This is a genomic window from Streptomyces sp. V3I8, assembly GCF_030817535.1.
GTDB lineage: Bacteria > Actinomycetota > Actinomycetes > Streptomycetales > Streptomycetaceae > Streptomyces.
Map to the genome: position 1 here is coordinate 7347029 of NZ_JAUSZL010000002.1, position 24492 is coordinate 7371520.

The window sequence follows — 24492 nt, forward strand, 5'->3', positions numbered from 1 at the left end:
CAAGGGGGCGAGGGGGGGCTAGGAGAACCAGCCCTGCGGGCGCGGGTTCGTCGTGCGCCAGATGTGCTTGGTCTCGCGGTACTCGGCGAGGCCGGCGGGTCCCAGTTCCCGCCCGGACCCGGACTGCTTGTAGCCTCCCCACTCGGCCTGCGGGACGTACGGGTGGTAGTCGTTGATCCAGACCGTGCCGGCGCGCAGCGCCGACGCGACGCGCTGTGCCTTCCCCTCGTCGGACGTGAAGACACCGCCGGCCAGGCCGTAGACCGTGTCGTTGGCCAGCCGCACCGCCTGCGCCTCGTCCGCGAACCGCTCCACGGTCAGCACCGGCCCGAACGACTCCTCCTGGACGACGGACATCCGCGAGGAACACTCGTCGAGCACGGTCGGCGGGTAGTAGAAGCCGTCCGGGTGCGGGGGATCCGCGGGCCGCTCACCACCGCAGCGCAGCACCGCGCCCTCCTCGAGACCCTTCGCGACGTACGCCTCGACCTTCGCCCGGTGCGCCGCGGAGATCAGCGGCCCGGTCTGCGCCCGCTCGTCGAACGGCCCGCCCAGCCTGATCAGCTTCGCCCTGCGCACGACCTCGTCGACGAACCGGTCGTGCAGAGGGTCCTCGACCAGCAGGCGCGCCCCGGCCGAGCAGACCTGCCCGGAGTGCAGGAAGACGGCCGTCAGCGCCATGTCGACGGCCGTCTCGAAGTCGGCGTCGGCGAAGACGATGTTCGGGTTCTTGCCGCCCAGTTCGAGGGCGATCCTCTTCACCGTCCCGGCCGCCGCGGCCATGAGGCCGCGCCCGGTCCGCAGACCACCGGTGAAGGAGACGAGGTCCACGTCCGGATGGTCGCCCAGCGGAGCGCCCGCCTCCGGACCGGCACCGAGGATCAGGTTGGCCACGCCCGCGGGCAGCCCGGCCTCCTCCAAAAGGCGCATCAGGTGGATCGCCGTGTGCGGGGTCAGCTCGCTCGGCTTGAGGACGAAGGTGTTGCCCGCGGCCAGCGCCGGAGCGACCTTCCACGCCGTCTGCAGCAGCGGGTAGTTCCAGGGGGTGATCAGCGCGCACACGCCGACCGGTTCGTGCACGACCCGGCTGTCGACGCCCTCCGTGCCCGTCTCCACGACCCGCCCGGCCCCGCCGGCGACGAGCCGGCCGAAGTAGCGGAAGCAGTTCTGGATGTCGTCGATGTCGTACTCGCTCTCCACCAGGCGTTTGCCGGTGTCGAGGGACTCCGCCCGGGCGAGCAGGTCCTTGTCGCGTACGAGCAGGTCGGCGACGCGCAGCAGCAGATCGCCGCGTTCGGTCGCGGGTGTCCGCGGCCAGGGGCCCTCGTCGAAGGCGCGGCGCGCCGCCGCGATCGCGTCGACCGTGTCCTCGCCGCCCGCCTCGTCCACGACCGCCACGAGCGAACCGTCGGCCGGACAGCGGATCTCACGGGTGCGTTTCTCCCGCGCGCCCGTCCAGGTGCCGCCGATGTACAGATCCGCCATCCCTGCCTCCCAGCATGCCGGTGAGCCACTCGTGGAACATCCCGATGTGGTGCTCGGTGGGCACCAGCACCCCGCCTCCGCGATAGGCCCGGGACGCCATGGCGGGCTGCGTACGCTCGCACGCCTCGAAGTCCTGGAGGTTCACCCGGTGGAAGAGCTCCACGGACTTCGACACGTCGGCGCCCGACTCGACGACCTCGGGCGCGTAGAGCCAGTCGCACTCCACGATCGTCCGGTCCTCGGCGAGGGGGAACATGCGGTGCAGGATGACATGGTCGGGGACGAGGTTGATGAACACGGTAGGTCTGACCGTTATCGCATAATAACGGCGGTCCTGGTCCTCGGCGATCGCTGGGAGCCTGCCGAAGCCCTCGCTGCCGTCGACGGTGAACCCCCGGACCTCCTCGCCGAACTCGGCGCCGTGGCCGACGTAGTACTGGGCGGCGTAGCCCTCCGCGAACTCCGGCAGCACGTCGGTGAGTTCCGGGTGGATCGTCGCGCAGTGGTAGCACTCCATGAAGTTCTCGACGATCAGCTTCCAGTTCGCCCGCACGTCGTAGGAGACGCGCCTGCCGAGGGCGAGGTCCTGCGTGCCGTACTTCTCGATGGCCGCCGCGTCCCCCAGCCGCTCGACGGCCGCGCCCCTCACCGTCTCCTCGAAGGACGGCGGCTCGTCGGCCAGGCACACCCAGGCGTAGCCGAGCCACTCCCGCAGCGCGACCCGGACCAGTCCGTACTCCGTGCGGTCGACGTCCGGCATCCTCACCAGGTTCGGCGCCGCGATCAGCTTCCCGTCGAGGTCGTACGTCCAGGCGTGGTACGGGCACCGCAGGGCGCGCCGCACCTCGCCGGCCTCCTGCGTGCACAGGCGGGCCCCGCGGTGCCGGCAGACGTTGAGGAAGGCGCGCAGTTCCCCGGTGCGGGACCGGGTGACCAGGACGTTCTCACGGCCGACCTGGACCGTGCGGAACGCGCCCGGCTTCGTCAGGTCGGCGCCGCGGACCGCGCAGAACCACATCGACTCGAAGAGCCGTTCCTGCTCCTGCCGGAAGATCTCCGGATCGGTGTAGTAGTGCCCCGGCAGGGTGCTGACCAGGCTCGGTGACGGCTGGGCCGGGGCGGAAGCGGGCGCGGTGGCGGGGGAGACGGGGGTCGTCGTCACGTGTGGGCTCCTCGGGCGGGCGTGGCGGCGAGGCGGCGGGGGTCGAACAGGCCGATCGGGTGGGCGGTGCTGCCCGTCAGCGCCAGGTCGGCCAGGATCTCGCCGACCACCGGCACGAACTTGAAGCCGTGCCCGGAGAAACCGCAGGCCACGGTCACGGACCCGGGGTGCGCGGGATGCCGGGCGATCACGAAGTGCTCGTCGGGGGTGTTGGAGTACATGCAGGTGGCGGCCTTGAGGAAGGTGCCGGGCAGATCGGGGATGCGGCGGGACATGTGGTCCGCCATCGCCTCGACCTCGGCCGCGTGGACCGTCCGGTCGATGGTCTCCGGGGTGCAGACCTGCCCCTTGCGGAAGAAGGCGACCTTGGCGCCCAGCTCCGGCCCGTCGATGGCCGGGAACCCGTAGACCTGGACGCCGTCCGCGTCCTGCCAGATGTAGACGGGGTGGTTCTCCGGGAGGAAGGGCCCGACCCCGCCCCGGGGCCGGAACCAGTACATGACCTGCCGCTCGACGGTGAACGGCACACCGAGGTCGGTGAGCAGCCGCGGCGCCCACGCGCCGGGGCAGATCACCAGCTGACCCGCCGTGTAGGTGTTCCCGGCCGTGTGCACGCGTACGCCGTCGCGGTACGGCTCCCAGCGGGTCATCGGCTCGTCGAAGCGCAGGTCGGCGCCCTGCGCGGTGGCGAGCTGGAGATGGGCCGCGACCATGTTCTCGGGACGGACCAGACCGGCCTTCTCCTCGTACAGCGCGACCTCGTCGTCCCGCGGGGAGAGGGTGGGGAAGCGGCGGCGGATCCCGGCCGCGTCGAGCATCTCGTGGGGGAGGTCCCATTGGGTGGCCGAGCGCAGCGAACCGGCGACGGTCCGCGAGTCGGGCAGGCCGATCATCACACCGCCGCAGAGCGTCGCGATGTCCCGGCCGGTGGCCCGCTCCAGGTCCTCGTACAGCTCGTAGGCGCGCAGCAGCAGGGGGACGTACGCCGGATCCTCGAAGTAGGACTGCCGGGTGACCCGCGAGCCGCCGTGACTGGAACCGCGGTCGTGCACGGGCCCGAACTTCTCGAGCCCCAGCACGCGCACTCCGCGCGAGGACAGATGATGAGCGGCGGCACTGCCCATCCCACCGAGCCCGACAACGATCACATCGTAGGAAGGGGACACGAAAAACCTCCGTCATTCAGGGGCGCGGGACCGTACCGACGCACGGTCCCACCAGGTTTTCAGGGGCGCGGGGAACTGCGCGGCCGGCCCCCACCGGCCCGCACGCGACACCCGACCCCACGCGAAGCGTTCAGCACCGGATCCGGCTCATCCCCGGATCGAAGAGCGGTTCACCGGCAACGGTCGCCGCAACCTTCTCCCCGAAGTACTCGACACGGACCCCGGTCCCCACAGGGAGCACCGGCAGCCAGGCGTACGCGATACACCGCCCCACCGTGTACCCGTACGCCGCGCTGGTGACGTACCCCGCGGGCGCCCCGTCGACGTACACCGGCTCCTTGCCGAGCACGACGGACGACGGGTCGTCGAGCAACAGCGGCGTGAGCCGGTGCCGGGGCCCGGCCCGCCCCTCCGCCGGCGCCCGCCTCTCCAGCGCGCTCCTCCCCAGGAAGTCCCCCTTGTCCGGCCGCACGGCGAACCCGAGCCCCGCCTCGTACGGATCGTGCTCGTCGGTCATGTCGACGCCCCACGCGCGGTACCCCTTCTCCAGCCGCAGGCTGTTGAAGGCGGAGCGCCCGGCGGCGATCACGCCGTGTTCGCGGCCCGCCTCCCAGAGCGTGTCCCAGAGGCGGAGCCCCAGGTCGGCGGTGGTGTACAGCTCCCAGCCCAGCTCGCCGACGTAACTCAGCCGCAGCGCGGTGATGGGGACGTGCCCGAGGTACGTCTCCTTGGCGCGGAAGTAGCCGAAGCCCTCGTGCGAGAAGTCGTCGCGGGTGAGCGGCTGCACGAGGGCGCGGGCCAGCGGACCCCAGACACCGACGCAGCAGGTGCCGGAGGTGATGTCCCGGATCGTCACACCGTCCGGGGCGTGCCGGGTCAGCCAGTCCAGGTCGGCGGGGGAGTTGGCGCCCACCTGGAAGCGGTCGGGGCCCAGCCGCGCGACGGTGAGGTCGGAGCGGATGCCGCCCGTTCGGTCCAGCAGCAGGGTGTAGGTGACCGCGCCGGGCTTCCTGCGGAGGTTGTTGGTGGTCATACCGTGCAGGAAGTCGAGGGCCCCGGGGCCGGTGACCTCGAGGCGGCGCAGCGGGGTCATGTCGTAGAGCGCGACCCGCTCGCGGGTCACCCGCGCCTCCGCCGCCACGACGGGCGACCAGTGCCGGGCCGACCAGGCGTCCCGCTCGGGCAGGTCCGGGCCGTCGGCGGCGAGCGCCGCGTTCGCCTCGTACCAGTGCGGACGCTCCCAGCCGCCGCCCTCCAGGAAGTACGCGCCCAGTTCCCGCTGGCGGGCGTGGAACGGGCTCACCCGCAGCGGACGCGGCCGCTCCATCGGCTGCAGCGGGTGCAGGACGTCGTACACCTCGGCGAACTGCTGTGCGCCCCGGTCCCTGATGTACGCGGGGGAGCGCTGGGCGTCCTCGAAGCGCGTGAGGTCGCACTCGTGGACGTCGGTCCGCGGGCGGCCGTCCACCATCCACTCGGCCACGGCCCTGGCGGCACCGGCCGAGTGGGTCACCCAGACGGCCTCGGCCAGCCAGAAGCCCCGCAGCGTGCGCGCCTCGCCGAGGACCGGCATGCCGTCCGGGGTGAAGGAGAAGACGCCGTTGAAGCCCTCCTCGATCCCGCTCCCGCGCAGCGCGGGCATCAGCCGTCGGCAGTCGTCCCAGCTCGGCGCCCAGTCCTCCGCGGTGAACGGGAACGACGACGGCATCTCCCGGCCGTTGGCGCGCGCCTCGTCGTACCCGGGCACCGCGAACGGGTCGACGGGCAGCGGCCGGTGGGCGTAACTGCCGATGCCGAGGCGGTCGGTGTGCTCGCGGAAGTAGAGGTCGCGGTCCTGGAAGCGCAGGACGGGCCGCGACGCCTCCGCGGTGGCGCCGGCCAGTTCGGGCAGGGGCCTCGTCCGCGCGTACTGGTGCGCGAGGGGCTGCAGGGGTACGTCGACGCCGGCCAGGCGGCCGATGACCGGACCCCAGAAACCGGCCGCCGAGACCACGTGGTCGGCGGGGAAGGCACCCCGGTCGGTGACGACGGCGGTGACCCGGCCGTCCGCGCGCTCGATCCCGGTGACGGTGTGCCGGTCCAGGAAGCGCGCGCCGCGGCCCGCGGCCCGTTCCCGCTGGGCCCGGGCCGCGAGCAGCGCGCGGGCCAGGCCGTCGCCGGGGGTGTGGAAGCCGCCGAGGACGGCCGACTTGTCGATCAGCGGCCAGAGTTCCTTGCAGCGGGCCGCGCTCACGATCTCGCCGGTCACGCCCCAGGAGGCGGCGTAGCCGGCCCTGCGGTGCAGCTCGGCGAGGCGTTCGGGGGTCGTCGCGAGTTCCAGGCCGCCGACCGGGTCGAAGCAGGACACCCCGTCCACCTCGAGGGAGCCGAACTTCTCGACGGTGTACCGGGCGAAGGCGGTGAGTGTCCTGGAGGGGCTGGTCCGGAAGACCAGTCCGGGCGCGTGCGAGGTGGAGCCGCCCGGGGCGGACAGGGGCCCCTGTTCGAGGACGGTGACGTCGGTCCAGCCGCGGGCGGTCAGCTCGTCCGCGAGCGAGCAGCCGACGATGCCGGCGCCCACGATCACCACACGGGGGCCCGTCGCCGGCGCCCCGCTCCCCGGGGTGTCCCGGCCGCTCCCCGCGGTGTCCCGGCCGCTCACAGGACCACCACCGAACGCAGTACCTCGCCGCGCCGCATCGTGGCGAACGCCTCCTCGACCTGGTCGAGCGCGACGGTCTCCGTGACGAACGCGTCGAGGTCCAGCAGCCCGTAGAGGTACTGGTCGACGAGGAACGGGAAGTCGCGGCTGGGCAGACAGTCGCCGTACCAGGAGGACTTGATCGCGCCGCCGCGCGAGAACACCTCGGTCAGCGGGAGTTCGACCTTCGTCCCCGGGGACGGGACGCCGACCTGCACCAGCAGCCCCGCGTGGTCGCGCATGTGGAAGGCCTGCAGGAAGGTCTCCGGGAGGCCCACCGCGTCGATGGCGATGTCGACGCCGAAACCGCCGGTGAGGCCGCGTACGGCCTCGACCGGGTCGGTGCCACGGGAGTTGACCGTGTGCGTGGCGCCGAAACGCTCCGCCCGGTCGAGCTTCCTGTCGTCGACGTCGACGGCGACGACCTTCACGGCGCCGTTGAGGCAGGCGCCCGCGACGGCGGCGGCGCCCACGCCGCCGCAGCCGATGACGGCGACCGTGTCACCGCGTCCGACGCCGCCCGTGTTCACCGCCGCGCCGTAGCCGGCCATCACCCCGCAGCCGATCAGGCTCGCGGCCTCGGGGCGGGCCGCCGGGTCGATCCGCACCGCCTGTCCCGCCGCGACCAGGGTCTTCTCGGCGAAGGCGCCGATGCCCAGCGCGTTGCTGAGGGGAGTGCCGTCGAGCAGGGTCATGGGCCGGCCGGCGTTGCGCGAGTCGAAGCAGTACCACGGGCGGCCGCGGCGACAGGACCGGCAGGAACCGCAGGGGGCCCGCCAGGCGAGGACCACGTAGTCGCCGGGGCGCAGGCCGGTGACGTCCGCGCCGACCGCCTCGACCGTGCCGGCCGCCTCATGCCCCAGCAGGAACGGGAAGTCGTCGCCGATCGCGCCCTCCCGGTAGTGCAGGTCCGTGTGGCAGACCCCGCAGGCCTGCACGGCGACGAGCACCTCGCCCGGACCGGGGTCGGGGACGACGATCGTCCGCACCTCGACGGGTGCGCCCTTCTTCACAGCGACTACGGCACGGACCTCGTGTGGCACGACCTAGCTCCTCTGCTGTTGCGCACTGCACTATGGGTTGCGCGCTGAGGAACATAGTGAGAAGGCGCCCAGGATGCCGTCAAGAGGCCCGGGTTAACCCTTGGCAAAGGGCGCGGACGGCGGGAAACCTGCCGGACACACCACGGCGCGGAGCCGTCCGCCGCGGCCCCGCGCCGTGTTCCGCATCCGGGCGCGCGGCGGTGGGCACGCCCGTACGGAACCGGCGGGCGTGCGGCTGCGGTCGCGTCAGAGGCCGTACCCCATCCGGCGCGACAGGTCGGCCGCGGCGGCGGCGGTGCGCTCGGCGAGCTCCGGCAGCCGGTCCGGGCCCAGCCGGTACACCGGGCCGGAGACGCTGATGGCGCCGATCACCTTGCCGTCGTGCGCGCGTACCGGCGCGGCCGTCGCGGCCAGGCCCAGCTCCAGCTCCTCCCTGGCGAACGCGTACCCCTGCTCGACCACGGCCGCCAGCTCGGCGCGCAGCGCGGCCGTACCGGTGATCGTGCGCTCGGTGAACCGCGGCAGGGTCCTGGCCAGCAGCCCTTCGCGCAGCGTCTCCGGCAGGTGGGCCAGCAGCACCTTGCCGCTGGAGGTGGCGTGCAGCGGGGTGCGCCTGCCCAGCCAGTTCTGCGCGGTGACCGACGCGGCGCCGCGGGCCTGCATGATGTTGACCGCCGCCGTGTCGTCGAGGACGGCGATGTTGGCGGTCTCACCCAGCTCGTCCGCGAGTTCGCGGCAGACGCCCACGCCCTCCTGCGAGATGTCCAGGCGCACGGCCGCCGCCCCTGCGAGGCGCAGTACGCCGGCTCCCAGGAAGTACTTCCCGCGGTCCCTGGCCTGGCTGACCAGGCCCCGGTTCTCCAGCACCCCGAGGAGCCGGAAGGCCGTGGACTTGTGCACGTCCAGTTCGTCGGCGATCTCGGTGACGCCCGCCTCGCCGAGCCGGGCGAGGATCTCCAGCACGCTCACCGCGCGGTCCACCGACTGCACGGAACTCCCCGTGCTCCGGCCCGGCTTCTCCGGTGTCTCCTGCGGCGTCTCCTCCGTGCGGTCGGCCTGCTTCTGCGTGCGGGTCATAGATCAACTCTCATCACCTGGCGGCCGGTTCGGGCCGCATCTGCCGGAAGCCCTTGACGCGGTGGGCACCCCGCGCGGATTCTGTTGCGCATAGCGCTTTCTCATGCGTGATACGAAACAGCATGTTACCGAAGGGTCCGTGACCAGGAAGGTCCCGGACAGACCGGACCTGTGAGGTCCGGGACCGCCGGGTCCCGGACCGAGAGGGGGGCCCGTGATTCCCGTCTGCCGCCTCGATGACCTCCCCGCGGGCGAGTCCGCCCGTGTCGACACCACGCCGCCCATCGCGGTCTTCAACGCCGACGGCGAGCTGTACGCCATCGACGACACCTGCACCCATCAGGACGCGTCCCTCGCCGAGGGCTGGCTGGAGGGCTGTCTCGTCGAATGCCCGTTGCACGCCGCCTCGTTCGATCTGCGCACGGGGCAGCCGACCTGCCTGCCCGCGCGCCGCGCCGTCCGCACCCACCGCGTCACCGTCGACGACGGAGTCGTCCACGTCCACGTGGCGGCCGAGGAGGGGACGGCGGCATGACGATCCCCCGCCCGAGGGACGCGGCACCGCGGGTTCCCTGGCCCCACCCTCCCACGGGCACCGCCTGGCACGCCGCCGGGACGCCCACTCCGCGTACTCCCCGTACTCCCCGCCCTTCTTGTGCTTCCCGTACTCCCTGTGCTCCCTGTGCTTCCGGCAAGGGAAGCAGCGCATGAGGACCGTCGTTGTCGTCGGCGCCTCGCTGTCCGGGCTGTACGCGGCCCGCGAACTGCGCGCCCAGGGATTCGACGGGCGGCTCGTGATCGTCGGCGACGAACCGCACCTCCCGTACGACCGCCCGCCCCTGTCCAAGGACTTCCTCACCGGCCGGTCGGGCGAGGACCGGCTCGCCCTCGGTGACGCCGAGGAGCTCGGCGAACTCGACGCGACGTGGCTGCTCGGCATCCGCGCCCATGGCCTCGACGCCCACGGCCGCAGCGTCCTCCTGGGCGACGGGCGTACCGTCCCCTGCGACGGCGTCGTCATCGCCACGGGAGCCTCGGCCCGCCGGCTCCCGGGCCAGGGACGTACCGGGACCGGAGTCCACACCCTGCGCACCCTCGACGACGCCCGCGCCCTGCGCGCCGAACTCACCGCGGGGCCCCGTCGCGTCGTCGTCATCGGCGGGGGCTTCATCGGCGCCGAGACCGCGTCCTCGTGCGCCGGACTCGGCCACGAGGTCACCGTCGTCGAAGCGGCTCCGCTGCCGCTGATACCCCAACTCGGCCCGCGGATGGCGGCCTTGTGCGCCGCGCTGCACCGCCGCCGCGGCGTCGAACTGATCACCGGTACGGGCGTGACCGCGCTGCGCGGCACCGCCGCGGTCACCGCGGTGGAACTCACCGACGGCCGCCTCCTCCCCGCCGATGTGGTGATCGTCGGCATCGGCACCACTCCCAACACCGGCTGGCTGGCGGGCTCGGCGCTCGCACCGCACGACGGGGCACCGCACGACGGGGTGCCGTGCGACGACGGCTGTGTGACGGCTCTGCCCCAGGTGGTCGCGGTCGGCGATGTGGCCCGCATCGGCGGCACCCGCGCCGAACACTGGACCAGCGCCACCGAACAGCCCCGGGTCGCCGTACGCAACCTTCTTGCCGGGCACACCGCGCACACCGTACGCCCGGTGCCCTACTTCTGGTCCGACCAGTACGGAGCGCGCATCCAGTTCGCCGGACGGCGCCTGGGCACCGACACCGTGCGCATCACGGAGGGCACCGTCGAGGACGGCGCGCCGGGCGAGGGCGGTCTCCTCGCGCTGTACGAGTGCGCGGGCCGGACGACCGCGGTCCTCTCCGTGGACCGGCCGCGCCCCTTCACCCGGGCCCGACGCCAACTCGGCCGCGACACCGGGGTGATGGAGGCCGCGATCCCCTAGCGGACCGCGGACACCGGTACGGCGAGGGAACTCCCGCGGCGAGGGCACTCCGCGGTCCGTCCCTACGAGTGGGACAACTGCCCCGCGCCGCGCCGCCGCTGTATACGGACCCTGGCCCGCTCCGCCGACCGCTCCTGGCGCCGCACCCTGCGCCGCTCGCGCCGCAGCGCCCGCGCCGTGCTGCTCGGCTCCGACACCACGCCGTTGCGCTGGTTCCACACCTGGCGGGTCACCCAGACGTCCAGCGCGCCCCAGGTGGCCACCACCGTGCTCGCCACGCTGCTCAGCACCATGGGGAACGCGAGCCAGGAACCGGCCATCGTGCAGAAGAAGGCGACCATCGCCTGGATCAGCGTGACCGCGATGATGATGACGGCCCGCACCGCGGAGGCGCGCACGGGATCGGGCAGCCGTCGCCGGTCCGCCGGTTCCTCGACCCACAACGGCCGGTAACGCACCCGCTCCGCCTCCGCCTCGGCGTCCGTCGCCGCAAGGTCGGCCGGAATGCCATGGCCCGGGGCCCGTGGGTCCCGCTCCGCCTCCGTGATCGTCACGACGTCCGTCCCGACCGCCCCGTACCGCTCCGCCGTGCCCATCAACTCGTCACTCCCCACCGCCTGGCAACAGTCCACCCCGGTGTCACGAGACCCCGGTTCCCCATCGGCTGCCCGGCTTGCGTTCCGTTACGCCGCCCGGGGCGGTGACGGCACCTGTGGCCGCGTCCGCCTCCCACTTCTGTACAGACAGACGATCGACGTAAGCCGAAGATTCCCGGTGACCGAAAATTTCCGGCCAACCGGGCTGCCGTACGGACCGGATCGCACTCATTGTCCCGTGTCGGATTCGAGGAGGCAATCTCCCGCAATGAACGGACAACTGCGGATGTCCCGCCCCACCGCACGGTCCGTCGGCTCGGACAGGCCTTCGAGATACCTGTGTGTCGGTAGTAGGCTCGCGCCGTTTGTTGACGTACATGCGTGCCCCCGCCGACGGGGCCGAGCTGGGGGAGGCCATGCGCTTTCGCGGGAAGTCCGTCCGCCGGAAGATCGTGGCGCTGCTTCTCGTGCCGCTCGTGTCCCTGACCGGGATCTGGGCCTTCGCCACCTTCCTCACGGGGCGTGAGGTGAACCGGCTGTTCGACACCACGTTCATCGTCCAGGAGATCGGCTACCCCACCGAGGACGTCATCAGCGTGCTCCAGGACGAGCGCCGCCAGACCCTCGTCTACCTCGCCGACCCCCGCGCCTCCGACGCCCTCGCCGACCTGCGCCGCACCCGGACCGCCACCGACGAGATCGTGTCGAAGATCCGGCGCAACGCCGGGGACGGCGACGTACGCGACGACTTGGGCACCGACTCCACCGAGCGCCTCACCGCGATCCTGGACGCCTTCGACGGGGTCGGGTCGCTGCGCCAGAGCGTGGAGGACAACACCGTCACCCGCGCCCAGGCACTCGACCTCTACAACCGCCTGGTGGACCCCTGCTACATCCTGCTGGCCAACCTCCAGGTCCTCGACAACGTGGACGTGGACAAGCAGGGCCGTGCCCTCGTCAACATGTCGCGCGCCCGTGAACTGCTCGCCCGCGAGGACGCGCTGCTCGGTTCCGCGCTCGTCGTGGGCCGGGTCACCCGCGACGAGGCCCGCGACGTCTCCGACCTCGTCGCCCAGCGCACGATCATGTACGAGATCAACCTGCCGCAGCTGCCCTCCGCCGAGCGCGTCCGCTACGAGCACTACTGGAAGAACGCCGGCACGGCGCCCCTGCGCGTGGCCGAACAGTCCGCCCTCGCCTCCGCGCCGGGTGCCCCCCGCGGAGTCAGCGCCAAGAGCTGGGACGGCTTGGCGGGCGGTGTCCTCGACGGTCTCGACAAGCTCGACACCCAGGCCGGTGACCGCTTCCAGGACCGCGTCAGCCCCGTCGCCGTCGGCGTCATCGTCAAGGCCGCCATCGCCGGCGTGCTCGGCCTGGCCGCCGTGCTCGTCTCGCTCTTCATGTCCGTACGCATCGGCCGCGGCCTCATCCGCGACCTGCGCCGGCTGCGCCAGGAGGCCAACGAGACTGCCGGGGTCCGGCTGCCCAGCGTGATGCGCCGCCTCTCCGCCGGCGAGCAGGTGGACGTCGAGACCGAGGTGCCGCGCCTGGAGTACGAGAAGAACGAGATCGGCGAGGTCAGCCAGGCCCTCAACAGCCTCCAGCGGTCGGCCGTCGAGGCCGCGGTCAAACAGTCCGAACTGCGCAGCGGCGTCTCCGAGGTCTTCGTGAACCTCGCACGCCGCAGCCAGGTCCTGCTGCACAAGCAGCTCACCCTGCTCGACACGATGGAGCGCAGGACCGAGGACACCGACGAACTCGCCGACCTCTTCCGTCTCGACCACCTGACGACCCGGATGCGCCGGCACGCCGAAGGCCTGGTCATCCTCTCCGGAGCGGCCCCCTCCCGGCAGTGGCGCAAGCCCGTCCAGCTGATGGACGTCGTACGCGCCGCGGTCGCCGAGGTCGAGGACTACGAGCGCATCGAGGTCAGGCGGCTGCCGCGGATGGCCGTCACCGGTTCCGCCGTCGCCGACCTCACCCACCTGGTGGCCGAACTCCTGGAGAACGCCACGGTGTTCTCACCGCCGCACACGGCCGTACAGGTGCTCGGCGAGCGCGTCGCCAACGGGTTCACCCTGGAGATCCACGACCGCGGACTCGGTATGACCGCCGAGGCGCTCCTCGACGCCAACCTGCGTCTCGCCGAGACCCCCGAGTTCGAGCTCTCGGACACCGACCGGCTGGGTCTCTTCGTGGTCAGCCGCCTCGCCCAGCGGCAGAACGTACGCGTCTCGCTGCAGCCGTCCCCGTACGGCGGGACGACCGCGGTGGTCTTCGTGCCGGACGCGCTGCTCTCGGACGACGTGCCCGACACCAACGGGACCGGGTTCCGGCTCGACCGGGCGCTCCCCGCGAAGGGCGCGCAGAACGCGAAGCAACCGGCCGACGAGAGCCGCAGGACCGCGCTGTCCCAGGTGCCCGTCCCGCTGCCCGGCCTGTCCACGTCGATCCTCGACGGACCGGTCGAACTGGAGGCGCCCGCCGACCTGGACGCCCTCGAAGGCTTTCCCGGCGCCCTCGACGACGACGGCGAACACGGGGGGATCTTCCGCCCGCGCCGCTCCGTCGCCGGGGACGACGAGCAGCCGGACGTTCCGCTGCCGCGCCGCCGTGCTCCCAAACTCGTCAGCTCCCACGGGCGTCCGGTCGGCGGGGCGGCGAAACCGCCCCAGCCGTCCCAGGACACGTCCGAGCGTTCCGGTGTGCTCGAAGAGCTGCCGCAGCGGTCGAGGAGCACCAGGCGGGGACCGGCGCTGCGGGACACCGACGACCTGCCCGCCGGGCGCCGGGGCACGGCCGACGACCGGGGTGGCGAGCAGAGCGCGGCGGTCGTACGGGGACCGGGGGGCGGGGACGCCGAAGCCCCCGCCCTGCCCCAGCGGGGCGCCCGCCGCGCGATCGACCCGGGCGGTACGCGTTCCGCCGGGCCCGCCGCCGGCGCGGGCGGTACGCTGCCCCGCCGCGTACGGCAGGCCAATCTGGCCCCGCAGCTCATGGAAACGCCGGACCGGCACACCACGGGCCGCGGGACCGGCACGCCGGACCCCGCGGAGCGTGACGCGGACGAGGTACGCAGCCGCATGGCCTCGCTCCAGCGCGGCTGGCAGCGCGGCCGCGAGGAGAACGCCGTGGGCGACGAGCCCCGGGACGGCACAGCACCAGGAACGACTAAGGGAGACGGTCGATGACCGGACCGAAGGCCGCCGGCCACACCACGACCACCACGGCGACGGGGGAACTCAACTGGCTCCTCGACGACCTGGTGGCACGCGTCGCCAGCATCCGCAAAGCACTCGTGCTCTCCGGGGACGGCCTCCCCACGGGCGTCTCCGGTGACCTGACGAGGGAGGACAGCGAACATCTGGCCGCCGTCGCCTCCGGGTTCCACAGCCTCGCCAAGGGCGTCGGCCGTCACTTCGAGGCGGGCAGCGTCCGCCAGACGGTCGTCGAACTGGACGAGGCGTTCCTCTTCGTCACGGCCGCCGGCGACGGCAGCTGCCTCGCCGTCCTGTCGGACGCCGATTCCGACGTCGGGCAGGTCGCGTACGAGATGACCCTGCTCGTGAAGAGGGTCGGTGTGCATCTCGCCGCCGTCCCGCGCACCGATCTGTCCGCGGGCGGGTAGTGGGACGGTATGAGCGGAGACGGTCAGGGGACGCCCCACTGGTTCGACGACGAGGCCGGACCGGTGGTCCGTCCGTATGCCATGACCCGGGGCCGCACCACCAGCCCGGGCCAGCACCGTCTCGACCTCATCGCGCTGGTCGTGGCGGAGCGGTACGCCGAGGATCCGGAGGCGGACCAGGCACTGTCCCCGGAACACGTGGACATCGTCGAACTCTGCCGTGCGGCACCCCAGTCGGTCGCCGAACTGGCCGCCGGACTGGACCTGCCCGTCGGGGTCGTACGCGTCCTCATCGGCGACCTGGTCGAGGAGGAACTGGTCCACGTGTCGCGTCCGGTGCCCCCGGCGGAGCTGCCGGACGAGAGCATCCTGCGCGACGTGATCAGCGGCCTGCGGGCCCTGTGAACCGCGTGCCTGCGAAGCAGTTGTCGAGAAGCGGGAGAAGAGAGCGATGATCTTCGGGCGCACTGAACGGGGCGGGACCCCGGTCGAGCCCGTCACCCTCAAGATCCTGGTGGCGGGCGGCTTCGGCGTGGGCAAGACCACCCTGGTCGGCGCCGTGAGCGAGATCAAGCCGCTGCGCACCGAGGAACTGCTGACGGAAGCGGGCCGTCCCGTCGACGACACCAGCGGGGTGGAGGGCAAGCACACCACCACGGTCGCCATGGACTTCGGCCGCATCACGCTGCGCGAGGACCTCGTCCTGTACCTCTTCGGCACACCCGGCCAGGACCGCTTCTGGTTCCTGTGGGACGAGCTCGCCACCGGCGCCCTCGGTGCCGTCGTGCTCGCCGACACCCGCCGCCTGGAGGACTGCTTCGCGGCCGTCGACTACTTCGAGCGGCGCGCCATCCCCTTCGTGGTGGGCGTCAACTGCTTCGACGGCGCCTCCCGTTACCCCGCCGAGGACGTCCGCCGGGCCCTCGACCTCGACCCCGCGGTCCCCGTGGTGCCGTGCGACGCCCGCGGCCGGGACTCGGTCAAGGAGGTCCTCATCGAGGTCGTCCAGCACGCGATGGCGTACGCGGCCGAGCGCCGCCGGACCCTCACCCCCTGAGCGGACCGTGCTCCACGCGCGACCTGTGCTCCACGCGCGCGCGGAGCACAGGTCGCGCGGCTCAGCCCGCGCCGTCCTCGTGCCAGCCGAAGCTCTTCTCCACCGCCTTGCGCCAGTTGCCGTACTCGCGGTCACGGACCGAGGCCTCCATGGCGGGCGTCCACTCGACGTCCTTCTGCCAGTGCGTCTTCAGCTCGTCGAGGTCGTTCCACACCCCGGTCGCCAGGCCGGCCGCGTAGGCCGCTCCCAGACAGGTCGTCTCGGAGACCTTCGGGCGGATCACCGGTACGTCGAGCACGTCCGCCTGGTGCTGCATGAGCAGGTTGTTCCTGGTCATGCCGCCGTCCACCTTCAGGGTCGTGATCCGCACCCCGGAGTCCTGGAACATGGCGTCCACGACCTCACGCGTCTGCCAGCTCGTCGCCTCCAGCACGGCCCGCGCCAGATGCCCCTTGGTGACGTACCGGGTCAGGCCCGTGACGACCCCGCGCGCGTCGGAGCGCCAGTACGGCGCGAACAGACCTGAGAACGCGGGCACGATGTACGCGCCCCCGTTGTCGTCGACACCCGCCGCGAGGGTCTCGATCTCGTCGGCGCTGCGGATGATGCCGAGCTGGTCGCGGAACCACTGCACCAGCGCCCCGGTGATCGCGATGGACCCCTCCAGGCAGTAGACCGGCGCCTCCGAACCGATCTTGTAGCCCATCGTCGTCAGCAGCCCGTTCTTCGAGGGCACGGGCTGGTTCCCGGTGTTGAGCAGCAGGAAACTGCCCGTCCCGTACGTGTTCTTGGCCGTGCCCACGTCGTAGCAGGCCTGCCCGAACACCGCCGCCTGCTGGTCGCCCAGCGCGGAGGCCACCGGTACTCCGGCGAGCTGGCCCACGGCGGTCCCGTACACCTCGGCCGAGGACCTGATCTCCGGGAGGATCGCCTCGGGGACGTTCATCGCGGAGAGGATGGACGGGTCCCACCGGAGCGTCGAGAGGTTCATCAGCATGGTGCGGCAGGCGTTCGTGACGTCGGTGACGTGCCGGCCGCCGTCGGTGCCGCCGGTGAGGTTCCAGATCAGCCAGGAGTCGATCGTGCCGAACGCGATCTCGCCGCGCTCGGCGCGGGTCCGCAGCCCCGGCACGTTGTCGAGCAGCCAGGCCGCCTTGGGCCCGGAGAAGTAGCTGGCCAGTGGCAGCCCGGTCCGCTCGCGGAACCGGTCCTGCCCGTCCGTGCCGCCGAGTTCGTTGCACAGCGCGGAGGTGCGAGTGTCCTGCCAGACGATCGCGTTGTGCACGGGTTTGCCGGTGGCGCGGTCCCACAGGACCGTCGTCTCGCGCTGGTTGGTGATGCCCAGCGCGCTGAGCTGGTCGGCGCGGAGCCCGGCCTTCGCGAGCGCGCCCGCGACCACGGCCTGCACCTTCGACCAGATCTCGGTGGCGTCGTGCTCCACCCAGCCCGGCTTGGGGAAGATCTGGCGGTGCTCGCGCTGGTCGACGGCGACGATCGCGCCGTCCTGGTTGAAGACGATGCAGCGGCTGGACGTGGTGCCCTGGTCGATTGCGGCGACGAACTTGTCCGTCATGACGTCCCCTTCGTCGGGATCTGCACAGGCCGCGCTGGGTCCTGTCGCCGGCCGGCAGGCGGGAATGCGAACGACAGGCCTAGAAGGCCACGTTGAAGACGAGTCCGGACAGCGCTCCGCCGATCAGCGGCCCCGCCACCGGAATCCATGAGTAACTCCAGTCCGAGGTGCCCTTGTTGGGGATCGGCAGGATGGCGTGGGCGATGCGCGGGCCCAGGTCGCGGGCCGGGTTGATGGCGTACCCCGTCGGACCACCGAGCGACAGACCGATGCCGACCACCAGGAACGCGACGATCAGGATGGCCGTGCCGGACTGGCCGAGCCCCTCGGTGAGCCCGAAGGCCAGGATCGGCAGGACCAGGCCGACGGTCGCGATGATCTCCGTGATCAGGTTCGCCACGGGATTGCGGATCTCGGGCGCGGTGGAGAAGATCCCGAGGGTGGGCTGGGCGATCTCCTCCTCGGCGTTGGCCTGGAACTGCGCGTAATAGGTCAGCCAGCACAGCACCGCGCCGAGGAACGCGCCGACCAGCTGGCCGGCGATGTAGAGGTGGACCTGGTCCCAGTCCCCGGTGTCGACCGCGATACCGATGGTCACCGCCGGATTGAGGTGCCCGCCGGACAGCGGCGCGGCGGTGTACGCGCCGGCCAGTACGCCGAAGCCCCAGCCGAAGGCGATGACGATCCAGCCGGCGTCCTTCGCCTTGGAGTAGTTCAGTACGACGGCGGCGACCACACCGGCGCCGAAAAGGATCAGGATCGCTGTGCCGATGACCTCACCGACGAAGACATCTGCGTTGCTCATGGCGGCTCCTAGGCCCAAACCCGGGGCGATCCGCCCCGGTCCACGGTGCAGGGTGCGTTCCGATGGCCACTTCGGCCGGAGGCAGACGGATGCCGCGCCCCGTCCGGCGTCCGTGACGAGCGTGCCGTAGCAGCCGAATCGCCCGTGGGGGTGGCCCGTCGACGCAGGCGAGAGCCCGCGCGGCGCCGTGCCTGAATACGCCGGAGTACGACGACGCCGACTGACACCGGAAGTGTTCACCGGCGCTGTGGGAGCGTCAAGGTCGCACGCGAGAACGGTTTCGGCGCATGCTTTCGGCCACTCCGGGGCCTCATCTGACGGCGATCACCGACGATCCGTGCCCGAACAGCCCCTGGTTCGCGGTCATGCCCACCCGGGCCCCCGTGACCTGCCGGTCGCCCGCCGTGCCGCGCAACTGCCGGGTGAGCTCGCAGACCTGGGCGATGGCCTGCGCGGGAACGGCCTCGCCGAAGGAGCAGAGCCCGCCGCTGACGTTCACGGGTACGCGCCCGCCGTGCGCCGTCGTGCCCTCCCGCAGGAGCTTGGCCGCCTCGCCCTCGCCGCACAGCCCCAGGTCCTCGTACCACTGCAGTTCCAGGGCGGTGGACAGGTCGTAGACCTCGGCGAGCGAGAGGTCCTCGGGGCCGATCCCCGCCTCCTCGTACGCGGCCCGGGCGATCGACGCGCGGAACGTACCGCCCGCCGGGTCCGCCGTGACCGTTCCGGCCGTCCCGAGGGCCCCGTCCGGCCCGGCCGTTCCCGCCGGGTCCGTCGCGATGTCGGGCAGGTCCAGCACGGCGTTGGGGTAACGCGGCGTCACCGTGGACACCGCGCGGATGCGCACCGGATCGGCCGCCCCGTGCCGCCGCGCGAACTCCATGCCGGACAGCACCAGCGCCGCGGCGCCGTCCGAGGTCGCGCAGATGTCCAGCAGCCGCAGCGGATCCGCCACCACGGCCGACGCGGCGACCTCCTCGGCCGTGACCCGCTTGCGGTAGCGCGCGTTCGGATTCAGCGCCCCCATGGCCGCGTTCTTCACCTTGACCCGCGCGAAGTCCTCCGGCGTGTCGCCGTGGACCGCCATGCGCCGCCGCGCGTACAACCCGAAGTACGCCGGATTCGTCGCCCCCAGGACCCGGAACCGCAGCCAGTCCGGATCGTCGGGCCGCTCTCCGCCCGCGGGCCGGAAGAACCCCTTCGGCGCGGCGTCCGCGCCCACCACGAGCACCACGTCCGCGAGCCCCGCGAGGATCTGCGTCCGTGCCGCGTCCACGGCGTGCGCGCCCGAGGCGCACGCGGCGTACACGCTCGCTACCCGGGCCCCCTGCCAGCCCAGCGCCCTGGCGAACGTCGCCCCCGCCACGTACCCCGGATAGCCGCCCCGCACGGTGCTCGCGCCGACGACGGAACCGACGTCCCGCCAGTCGAGGCCCGCATCGGACAGCGCCTCGCGCGCCGCCACCGTCCCGTACTCGACGAACCCCCGCCCCCACTTGCCCCAGGGGTGCATGCCCGCGCCGAGCACCGCCACGTCCCCCGTCATGCCGTCACCCCCGTCGGCCGCCAGTGCCAGGTCGTCCAGGTCGTCCCCGCGTCCTCGTTCAGCACGCCCGCGACGACCTCCACCTCCATGCCCACCGCCAGATCGGCGGCGCGGACCCCGGGAACCGCCTGCCCGAGCACCACGAGGCGCTCCGCGGGCAGCTCCACGGCGATCAACGCGTAGGGCCGCCATTCGAGTTCCGGGTCGGACACATAGGGTGACGGCGGTCGGTACCGGCTGTCCGTGTAGGACCACACCCGGCCCCGCTTCGACAGCGGCACCTCCTCCAGATCGGCGCCCGGGCAACCCGGATCACGGCAGAAGGCGTCCTCCCGGGGGAAGAACACGGACGCGCAGACCGGGCAGCGCGTGCCGAGGAGCCGGAAATCGTCCCCCTCGCCGGTGAACCAGCCGGTGACCACGGGTGTACGAATGCGCGACAAGGCTCCTCCAGGCGCTGTATCTGACGGAACGTCAGGAGTCTGCCACGGGCCACGCCGATTGGGCAGGGCCCGGAGTGCGTACGCCGCGGAGAACCGCCGGGGCCGTTCGTGCGTCCGACTATCGGTAGGGGCGGCCGGGGCCCACGGGGGTGGTTCCGGCCGCCCCTCACCGCCCGGAACCACGCGGAACGTATCCGATCGCTTCCCCCGGGGAACCCACGCCTGATAGACGCATGGGTCATGACCCGACTCACCACAGCGGTACGCGCTCTCGTCACCGCCCTCGCCGCCCTGCTCGCCGTCACCACCGCCCCCGCCACCGCGAGCGCGACCTCCGGTCCGAAGGCCCCCGAGGACTTCGTGGCGCTGCGGTCCGTGGACCGCACGATCATCCAGGAGATCCGCTACTTCACCCCGCACAACTTCGTGGGCGAGCGCGTCGACGGCTACCGGCAACCGCTCTGCATCCTCACCGGGCCCGCCGCCGAGGCCCTCCACCGGGCCCAGCGGCACCTGCTGCGCCGGGGCTACTCCCTGAAGGTCTACGACTGCTACCGGCCCCAGCGCGCCGTCGACCACTTCGTCCGCTGGGCCGAGGACCTCGACGACCAGGACATGAAGGGCGAGTTCTACCCGGACGTCGACAAGACCCGTCTGTTCGAGGACGGTTACATCGCGGAGAAGTCCGGCCACAGCCGCGGCTCGACCGTGGACCTCACCGTCGTGAAGATCCCGGCGCGGCCGACCCGGCCGTACGTCCCCGGGGAACCCCTCGTGCCCTGCTCCGCACCCCGGGACGAGCGCTTCCCGGACAACTCCGTGGACATGGGCACGGGCTACGACTGCTTCGACACCCTGTCGCACACGCTCGACCCGCGCATCCGGGGAGAGCAGCGCGCCAACAGGCTGCTCCTGAAGGACACCCTCGAGGACCTCGGCTTCGTGAATCTCGCCGAGGAGTGGTGGCACTTCACCTACAAACCGGAGGCCCACCCCGACACGTACTTCGACTTCCCGGTGTCGGCCCGCTCCCTCGTCGCGCCCCGCTGAGGTGCGACCGGGGCGGCCCGCCACAACGCCGTTGTGACCATCGGATACAGTCCCGGGCGTGTCTCCATCCCAGAACCCGTCCGCCAACTCCGCGCCGGGCACCCACTGTTCGAGCTGCGGCGCCCTTTACGGAGAAGACGTCTCCGGCTGGCCCCGCACCTGTCCGTCCTGCGGCGGTGTGGCCTACCGCAATCCGTTGCCGGTAGCGGTCGCCCTGCAGCCCGTGTACGACACGAAGGGCGCCGCCCTGGTCGTCATCACCCGGACCGTCGACCCCGCGCGCGGGGGTGTCGCGCTGCCCGGCGGTTTCATCGACCACGGGGAGGACTGGCGGCAGGCCGTCGTCCGCGAACTCAAGGAGGAGACGGGCATCGTCGCGGCGAGCCGCGACGTACGGCTCGTCGACGCGCTGAGCTCACCCGACGGCCACCTGCTGCTCTTCGGCGCCCTCCCGGAGCGTCCCGCCACCGAACTGCCGCCGTCCGCCGCGACGGACGAGACCGAGGGCTGGCACCTGCTGCGCGGGACCGCCAACCTCGCCTTCCCGCTGCACACCCTGGCGGTCCGGGCCTGGTTCGAGGGCCGGTACGTCTGAGACCCCCCGGGCCCGTCCGCGGGAGCCCGCCCACCGCCCGGCGGCCGGCCGGCTCCCGCGGACGGGCCCCGCCGGCCGTTCGGCCCCCGGCCGTCAGGAGCCCAGCCCGCGCACCCGCACGGGCAGGGACGGCTCGTCCGGGCCGTCGTCCCCGTCCCGCTCCACGACCACACGCCCGCCCCGCCGACGCGTCACATAGCGCTCGATCTCCGGCTCGTCCCAGCCGCACCCGTCTCCGCCCCCGGCCTCGGCCCCGCTCATGCCCCCGGGATCGACGACCACCAGCCCGCCCCCGGTCCGCCCGTGGGCGGGCGCCCACGCCTCCAGCTCCACCGAGCCGTCGTCGCCGCGCACGGGCAGGACGGCTCCCGCGCGCACCAGTACCGCAATCCGCGACAAAGGAGCGTCGACCAGCACCCGGGCGGGCCCTTCGTACGCCTCCTCGGTCACCACGTCGTACCAGCGGCCCCGCGGCAGCCGCACGGCACGCCGGTCCGCGCCCGGCTCCAGCACGGGCGCCACCAGGAGACAGTCACCGAGCAGGAAGGCGTCCTCGCAGTCGCGCAACGCCCTGTCCTCCGGAGCGCTCCACCACAACGGCCGCAGGTACGGCGCCCCGGTACGCCGTGCCAGATGCGCCAGCGTCACGAAGTACGGCAGCAGCCGCCGCCGCTCGACGAGCGCCGCACGCGCGTGCCCCAGAACCTCGTCACCGAACTCCCACAGCTCCCCGGCTCCCGCCCGCGGCCCCGCGTGCGGCCCTCCGCGCGTACGGAAGAGCGGCAGGTACGCGCCCAGCTGGAACCACCGGAGGTACAGCTCGGGGGAGGGGCTCGTGTCCGAACCGCCCACGTCGGACCCCGAGTACGGCACCCCGCAGAGCCCGAGCCCCAGCACCAGCGACAGCGACGCCCGCAGACCGGGCCACCCCGTGGCCACGTCCCCGGACCACGCCCCCGCGTAGCGCTGCATCCCGGCCCACCCGGAGCGCGAGACCAGGAAGGGCCGTTCCCGGGGCGCCAGTTCGCTCAGGCCCTCGTAGGCGGCCCGGGCCATGGCGAGCGCGTACACGTTGTGGGCCTCGCGATGGTCACCGCCACGGCCCTCCACGTCGTGCCGCGCCGAGCGGGGCAGCGTGGACTCGCCGAAGGCCATGAGGGACACGGGCTCGTTCCTGTCGTGCCAGAAACCGGCGAACCCCTGCGCGAGCCGCTCCTCGTAGAGCCCGCCCCACCACCGGCGCGTACGCGCGCGCGTGAAGTCCGGATGGACCACCTCGCCCGACCGGGCCACACCGCGCACGACCTCGCCCGCGACGTCCCGTACGAAGGCGTCCTCGGCGCTCCCCCCGTCGTACACGGCGTTCCCCGCGTCGGCCCCGACCGCCGGTTCCACGGCCGACACCAGCCGGATCCCGTCCCGGCGCAGCTCCTCCGCGAGCACCGGCAGCTTCGGGAAGCGGTCCCGGTCGACCGTGAACACGCGGTGCGCCTCGAGGTGCCCGATGCCGAGGTGCACCGCGTCCAGCGGCAGCCCGCGCTCATGGTGGCCGCCCACGATCCGCCGCACCTCCTGCTCGGTCCCGGAGCCGGACCGCGCGTGCTGGTGCCCCAGAGCCCAGGCCGGCGGCAGCACGGCGGCGCCCGTCAGCGACGCCCAGTTCTGCAGCACGCGCGCGGGAGCGCCCACCATCACCCAGCAGCGCAGGGGTCCGCCGTCCATCCGCAGCTCGCTCGTCCCGGCGTGGTCGTGCCCGGACCCGGCACCCTCCTCGCCCTCGCGCAGGGTCACGGAGCCGTCCCAGGAGTTGTCGTGGAACACCAGGTGCGTGGCCGCGTCGGCCACCACCATCTGCACCGGCATCGTGAGATGCAGCGGGTCGTCACCGGGACCGAAGGCCCGCCCGGGATCCGTGTTCCACAGGCGGTATGTCCCGTTCCGCAGCCGGAGCCCCGACGCCCGTCCTCCCAGACCGAAGAACCGCGCGTCCGCGGCCACTTCGGCCCGCTGCGTCCAGCGGGCCCGGCCACCGCCGGCCGGCTCCCACCACCGCGGCGGCAGATCGCGCCGCAGACTCACCCCGCCCGGCGTGAGCACCTCCACGCCGCCGCGCCGCGAGACGACGACCGTCATACGCTCCGACACCACCCGCCAGGCACCGTCCTTGTCCGGCTCCAGCACGGCCCGGGGGTCCGGTTCGGGAGCGGTGTCCGCGAGCGCGTACGACGGCCCGGGCCCCGCCCCGTCCCAGCCCCAGAAGACGGCTCCGCCGGCCGTGACGGTGATCCGCAGCTCCGCCCGCGTGAACCGGACCAGCCCGCCACCGGGCGCGGGCTCCACGGACAGCACGGGCCCGGGCACCCGCGCGCGTTCGGCGCCCCGCGGCGGCAGCCCCTCGGCGTCGGTACGCCTCCTGCGCCACGCGGCCCGCACGGTGAGCAGGCCCTGGCCCTCTCCCGCCGAACCGATCGCCTTCATCGAACGCACCAGGTCACGACCGTTCATGCTGCTCAGCCTGTCACCCGAACGGGCCTACGACCGCTCCGTTCAACTTCCGTTCACCCGTCGTGGCGGCACATGTTCACGAGGCGGACCAGGTGGGGCCCGCTCTGGTGTGAAAGTCGATCACGTGGCATCGTCCGTCCCAGCCGCGTGACGCGCGCACCCCAGCTGTGC

General features: G+C 72.6%; 20 protein-coding genes. 8 read left to right on the forward strand and 12 right to left on the reverse strand.

What is annotated here, in order from left to right; all coding sequences use genetic code 11:
* Positions 1–18: 18 nt before the first annotated feature.
* The 6 genes from QFZ75_RS32530 to QFZ75_RS32555 all read right to left on the reverse strand — a co-directional run bounded on the left by QFZ75_RS32530 (position 19) and on the right by QFZ75_RS32555 (position 8526).
* On the reverse strand, positions 19–1485 hold the full coding sequence (locus QFZ75_RS32530; RefSeq protein WP_307542627.1) for an aldehyde dehydrogenase family protein: 1467 nt from the start codon (positions 1483–1485) through the stop codon (positions 19–21).
* Positions 1427–2647, reverse strand: coding sequence for an aromatic ring-hydroxylating dioxygenase subunit alpha (locus tag QFZ75_RS32535; RefSeq protein WP_307542628.1), 1221 nt, complete (start codon positions 2645–2647; stop codon positions 1427–1429). The genes QFZ75_RS32530 and QFZ75_RS32535 overlap by 59 nt, the downstream gene beginning before the upstream one ends.
* Positions 2644–3813, reverse strand: a complete 1170-nt coding sequence (solA, locus tag QFZ75_RS32540; RefSeq protein WP_307542630.1) for an N-methyl-L-tryptophan oxidase — start codon at positions 3811–3813, stop codon at positions 2644–2646. Before solA ends, QFZ75_RS32535 begins: the two co-directional genes overlap by 4 nt.
* Positions 3814–3943: 130 nt before the next feature.
* On the reverse strand, positions 3944–6382 hold the full coding sequence (locus QFZ75_RS32545; RefSeq protein WP_307544940.1) for an FAD-dependent oxidoreductase: 2439 nt from the start codon (positions 6380–6382) through the stop codon (positions 3944–3946).
* A gap of 68 nt (positions 6383–6450) precedes the next feature.
* Positions 6451–7536, reverse strand: coding sequence for an S-(hydroxymethyl)mycothiol dehydrogenase (locus tag QFZ75_RS32550; protein WP_307542632.1), 1086 nt, complete (start codon positions 7534–7536; stop codon positions 6451–6453).
* 246 nt (positions 7537–7782) lie between these two features.
* On the reverse strand, positions 7783–8526 hold the full coding sequence (locus QFZ75_RS32555; RefSeq protein ID WP_307544941.1) for an IclR family transcriptional regulator: 744 nt from the start codon (positions 8524–8526) through the stop codon (positions 7783–7785).
* 301 nt (positions 8527–8827) lie between these two features.
* Between QFZ75_RS32555 and QFZ75_RS32560 the strand changes: the two genes are divergently transcribed.
* Both QFZ75_RS32560 and QFZ75_RS32565 read left to right on the forward strand, forming a co-directional pair.
* A complete protein-coding gene (locus QFZ75_RS32560; RefSeq protein WP_307542634.1) occupies positions 8828–9148 on the forward strand; it encodes a bifunctional 3-phenylpropionate/cinnamic acid dioxygenase ferredoxin subunit in 321 nt (106 codons plus the stop codon).
* A gap of 172 nt (positions 9149–9320) precedes the next feature.
* Positions 9321–10526, forward strand: a complete 1206-nt coding sequence (locus QFZ75_RS32565) for an NAD(P)/FAD-dependent oxidoreductase (RefSeq protein ID WP_307542635.1) — start codon at positions 9321–9323, stop codon at positions 10524–10526.
* Positions 10527–10588: 62 nt separating this feature from the next.
* Here QFZ75_RS32565 and QFZ75_RS32570 read toward each other — a convergent pair whose 3' ends face one another.
* Positions 10589–11122, reverse strand: a complete 534-nt coding sequence (locus tag QFZ75_RS32570) for a hypothetical protein (RefSeq protein ID WP_373466071.1) — start codon at positions 11120–11122, stop codon at positions 10589–10591.
* Positions 11123–11538: 416 nt separating this feature from the next.
* Between QFZ75_RS32570 and QFZ75_RS32575 the strand changes: the two genes are divergently transcribed.
* The 4 genes from QFZ75_RS32575 to QFZ75_RS32590 are packed head-to-tail and all read left to right on the forward strand — an operon-like array spanning position 11539 to position 15807.
* Positions 11539–14313 (forward strand): nitrate- and nitrite sensing domain-containing protein, encoded by a 2775-nt coding sequence (locus tag QFZ75_RS32575; protein WP_307544943.1) that lies wholly within the window; start codon positions 11539–11541, stop codon positions 14311–14313.
* Entirely contained in the window at positions 14310–14750 is a 441-nt protein-coding gene (locus QFZ75_RS32580) for a roadblock/LC7 domain-containing protein (RefSeq protein WP_307542639.1), read from the forward strand. Before QFZ75_RS32575 ends, QFZ75_RS32580 begins: the two co-directional genes overlap by 4 nt.
* A 9-nt stretch (positions 14751–14759) precedes the next feature.
* Entirely contained in the window at positions 14760–15155 is a 396-nt protein-coding gene (locus tag QFZ75_RS32585) for a DUF742 domain-containing protein (protein WP_307542641.1), read from the forward strand.
* A gap of 46 nt (positions 15156–15201) precedes the next feature.
* Complete coding sequence (locus QFZ75_RS32590) at positions 15202–15807, forward strand: ATP/GTP-binding protein (RefSeq protein WP_307542642.1); 606 nt, start codon at positions 15202–15204, stop codon at positions 15805–15807.
* Positions 15808–15868: 61 nt separating this feature from the next.
* Here QFZ75_RS32590 and glpK read toward each other — a convergent pair whose 3' ends face one another.
* The 4 genes from glpK to QFZ75_RS32610 form a co-directional block, all read right to left on the reverse strand.
* A complete protein-coding gene (gene glpK / locus QFZ75_RS32595) occupies positions 15869–17380 on the reverse strand; it encodes a glycerol kinase GlpK (RefSeq protein ID WP_307542644.1) in 1512 nt (503 codons plus the stop codon).
* 79 nt (positions 17381–17459) lie between these two features.
* Positions 17460–18185, reverse strand: coding sequence for an MIP/aquaporin family protein (locus QFZ75_RS32600; protein WP_307542646.1), 726 nt, complete (start codon positions 18183–18185; stop codon positions 17460–17462).
* A gap of 310 nt (positions 18186–18495) precedes the next feature.
* Complete coding sequence (locus QFZ75_RS32605) at positions 18496–19728, reverse strand: lipid-transfer protein (RefSeq protein ID WP_307542648.1); 1233 nt, start codon at positions 19726–19728, stop codon at positions 18496–18498.
* Positions 19725–20150, reverse strand: a complete 426-nt coding sequence (locus QFZ75_RS32610; RefSeq protein WP_307544945.1) for a Zn-ribbon domain-containing OB-fold protein — start codon at positions 20148–20150, stop codon at positions 19725–19727. The genes QFZ75_RS32605 and QFZ75_RS32610 overlap by 4 nt, the downstream gene beginning before the upstream one ends.
* A 261-nt stretch (positions 20151–20411) precedes the next feature.
* Between QFZ75_RS32610 and QFZ75_RS32615 the strand changes: the two genes are divergently transcribed.
* Together QFZ75_RS32615 and QFZ75_RS32620 are read left to right on the forward strand one after the other, a co-directional pair.
* A complete protein-coding gene (locus QFZ75_RS32615; protein ID WP_307542650.1) occupies positions 20412–21221 on the forward strand; it encodes a M15 family metallopeptidase in 810 nt (269 codons plus the stop codon).
* A gap of 58 nt (positions 21222–21279) precedes the next feature.
* Positions 21280–21816: an NUDIX domain-containing protein gene (locus QFZ75_RS32620; RefSeq protein WP_307542652.1), complete on the forward strand. Its 537-nt coding sequence runs from the start codon at positions 21280–21282 to the stop codon at positions 21814–21816.
* A 93-nt stretch (positions 21817–21909) separates the two neighbouring features.
* Here the strand turns inward: QFZ75_RS32620 and QFZ75_RS32625 are convergent, their stop codons facing one another.
* Entirely contained in the window at positions 21910–24321 is a 2412-nt protein-coding gene (locus QFZ75_RS32625) for a glycoside hydrolase family 31 protein (RefSeq protein WP_307542654.1), read from the reverse strand.
* Between the last annotated feature and the right edge of the window lie 171 nt (positions 24322–24492).

Coding starts and splice junctions, on each gene's coding strand:
- QFZ75_RS32605 (WP_307542648.1), bottom strand. CDS start 19,728: ATGACGGGGGACGTGGCGGTGCTCGGCGCGGGCATGCACCCCTGGGGC.
- QFZ75_RS32530 (WP_307542627.1), bottom strand. CDS start 1,485: ATGGCGGATCTGTACATCGGCGGCACCTGGACGGGCGCGCGGGAGAAA.
- QFZ75_RS32590 (WP_307542642.1), top strand. CDS start 15,202: ATGATCTTCGGGCGCACTGAACGGGGCGGGACCCCGGTCGAGCCCGTC.
- QFZ75_RS32625 (WP_307542654.1), bottom strand. CDS start 24,321: ATGAACGGTCGTGACCTGGTGCGTTCGATGAAGGCGATCGGTTCGGCG.
- QFZ75_RS32615 (WP_307542650.1), top strand. CDS start 20,412: ATGACCCGACTCACCACAGCGGTACGCGCTCTCGTCACCGCCCTCGCC.
- QFZ75_RS32580 (WP_307542639.1), top strand. CDS start 14,310: ATGACCGGACCGAAGGCCGCCGGCCACACCACGACCACCACGGCGACG.
- glpK (WP_307542644.1), bottom strand. CDS start 17,380: ATGACGGACAAGTTCGTCGCCGCAATCGACCAGGGCACCACGTCCAGC.
- QFZ75_RS32570 (WP_373466071.1), bottom strand. CDS start 11,122: ATGGGCACGGCGGAGCGGTACGGGGCGGTCGGGACGGACGTCGTGACG.
- QFZ75_RS32600 (WP_307542646.1), bottom strand. CDS start 18,185: ATGAGCAACGCAGATGTCTTCGTCGGTGAGGTCATCGGCACAGCGATC.
- QFZ75_RS32565 (WP_307542635.1), top strand. CDS start 9,321: ATGAGGACCGTCGTTGTCGTCGGCGCCTCGCTGTCCGGGCTGTACGCG.
- QFZ75_RS32585 (WP_307542641.1), top strand. CDS start 14,760: ATGAGCGGAGACGGTCAGGGGACGCCCCACTGGTTCGACGACGAGGCC.
- QFZ75_RS32575 (WP_307544943.1), top strand. CDS start 11,539: ATGCGCTTTCGCGGGAAGTCCGTCCGCCGGAAGATCGTGGCGCTGCTT.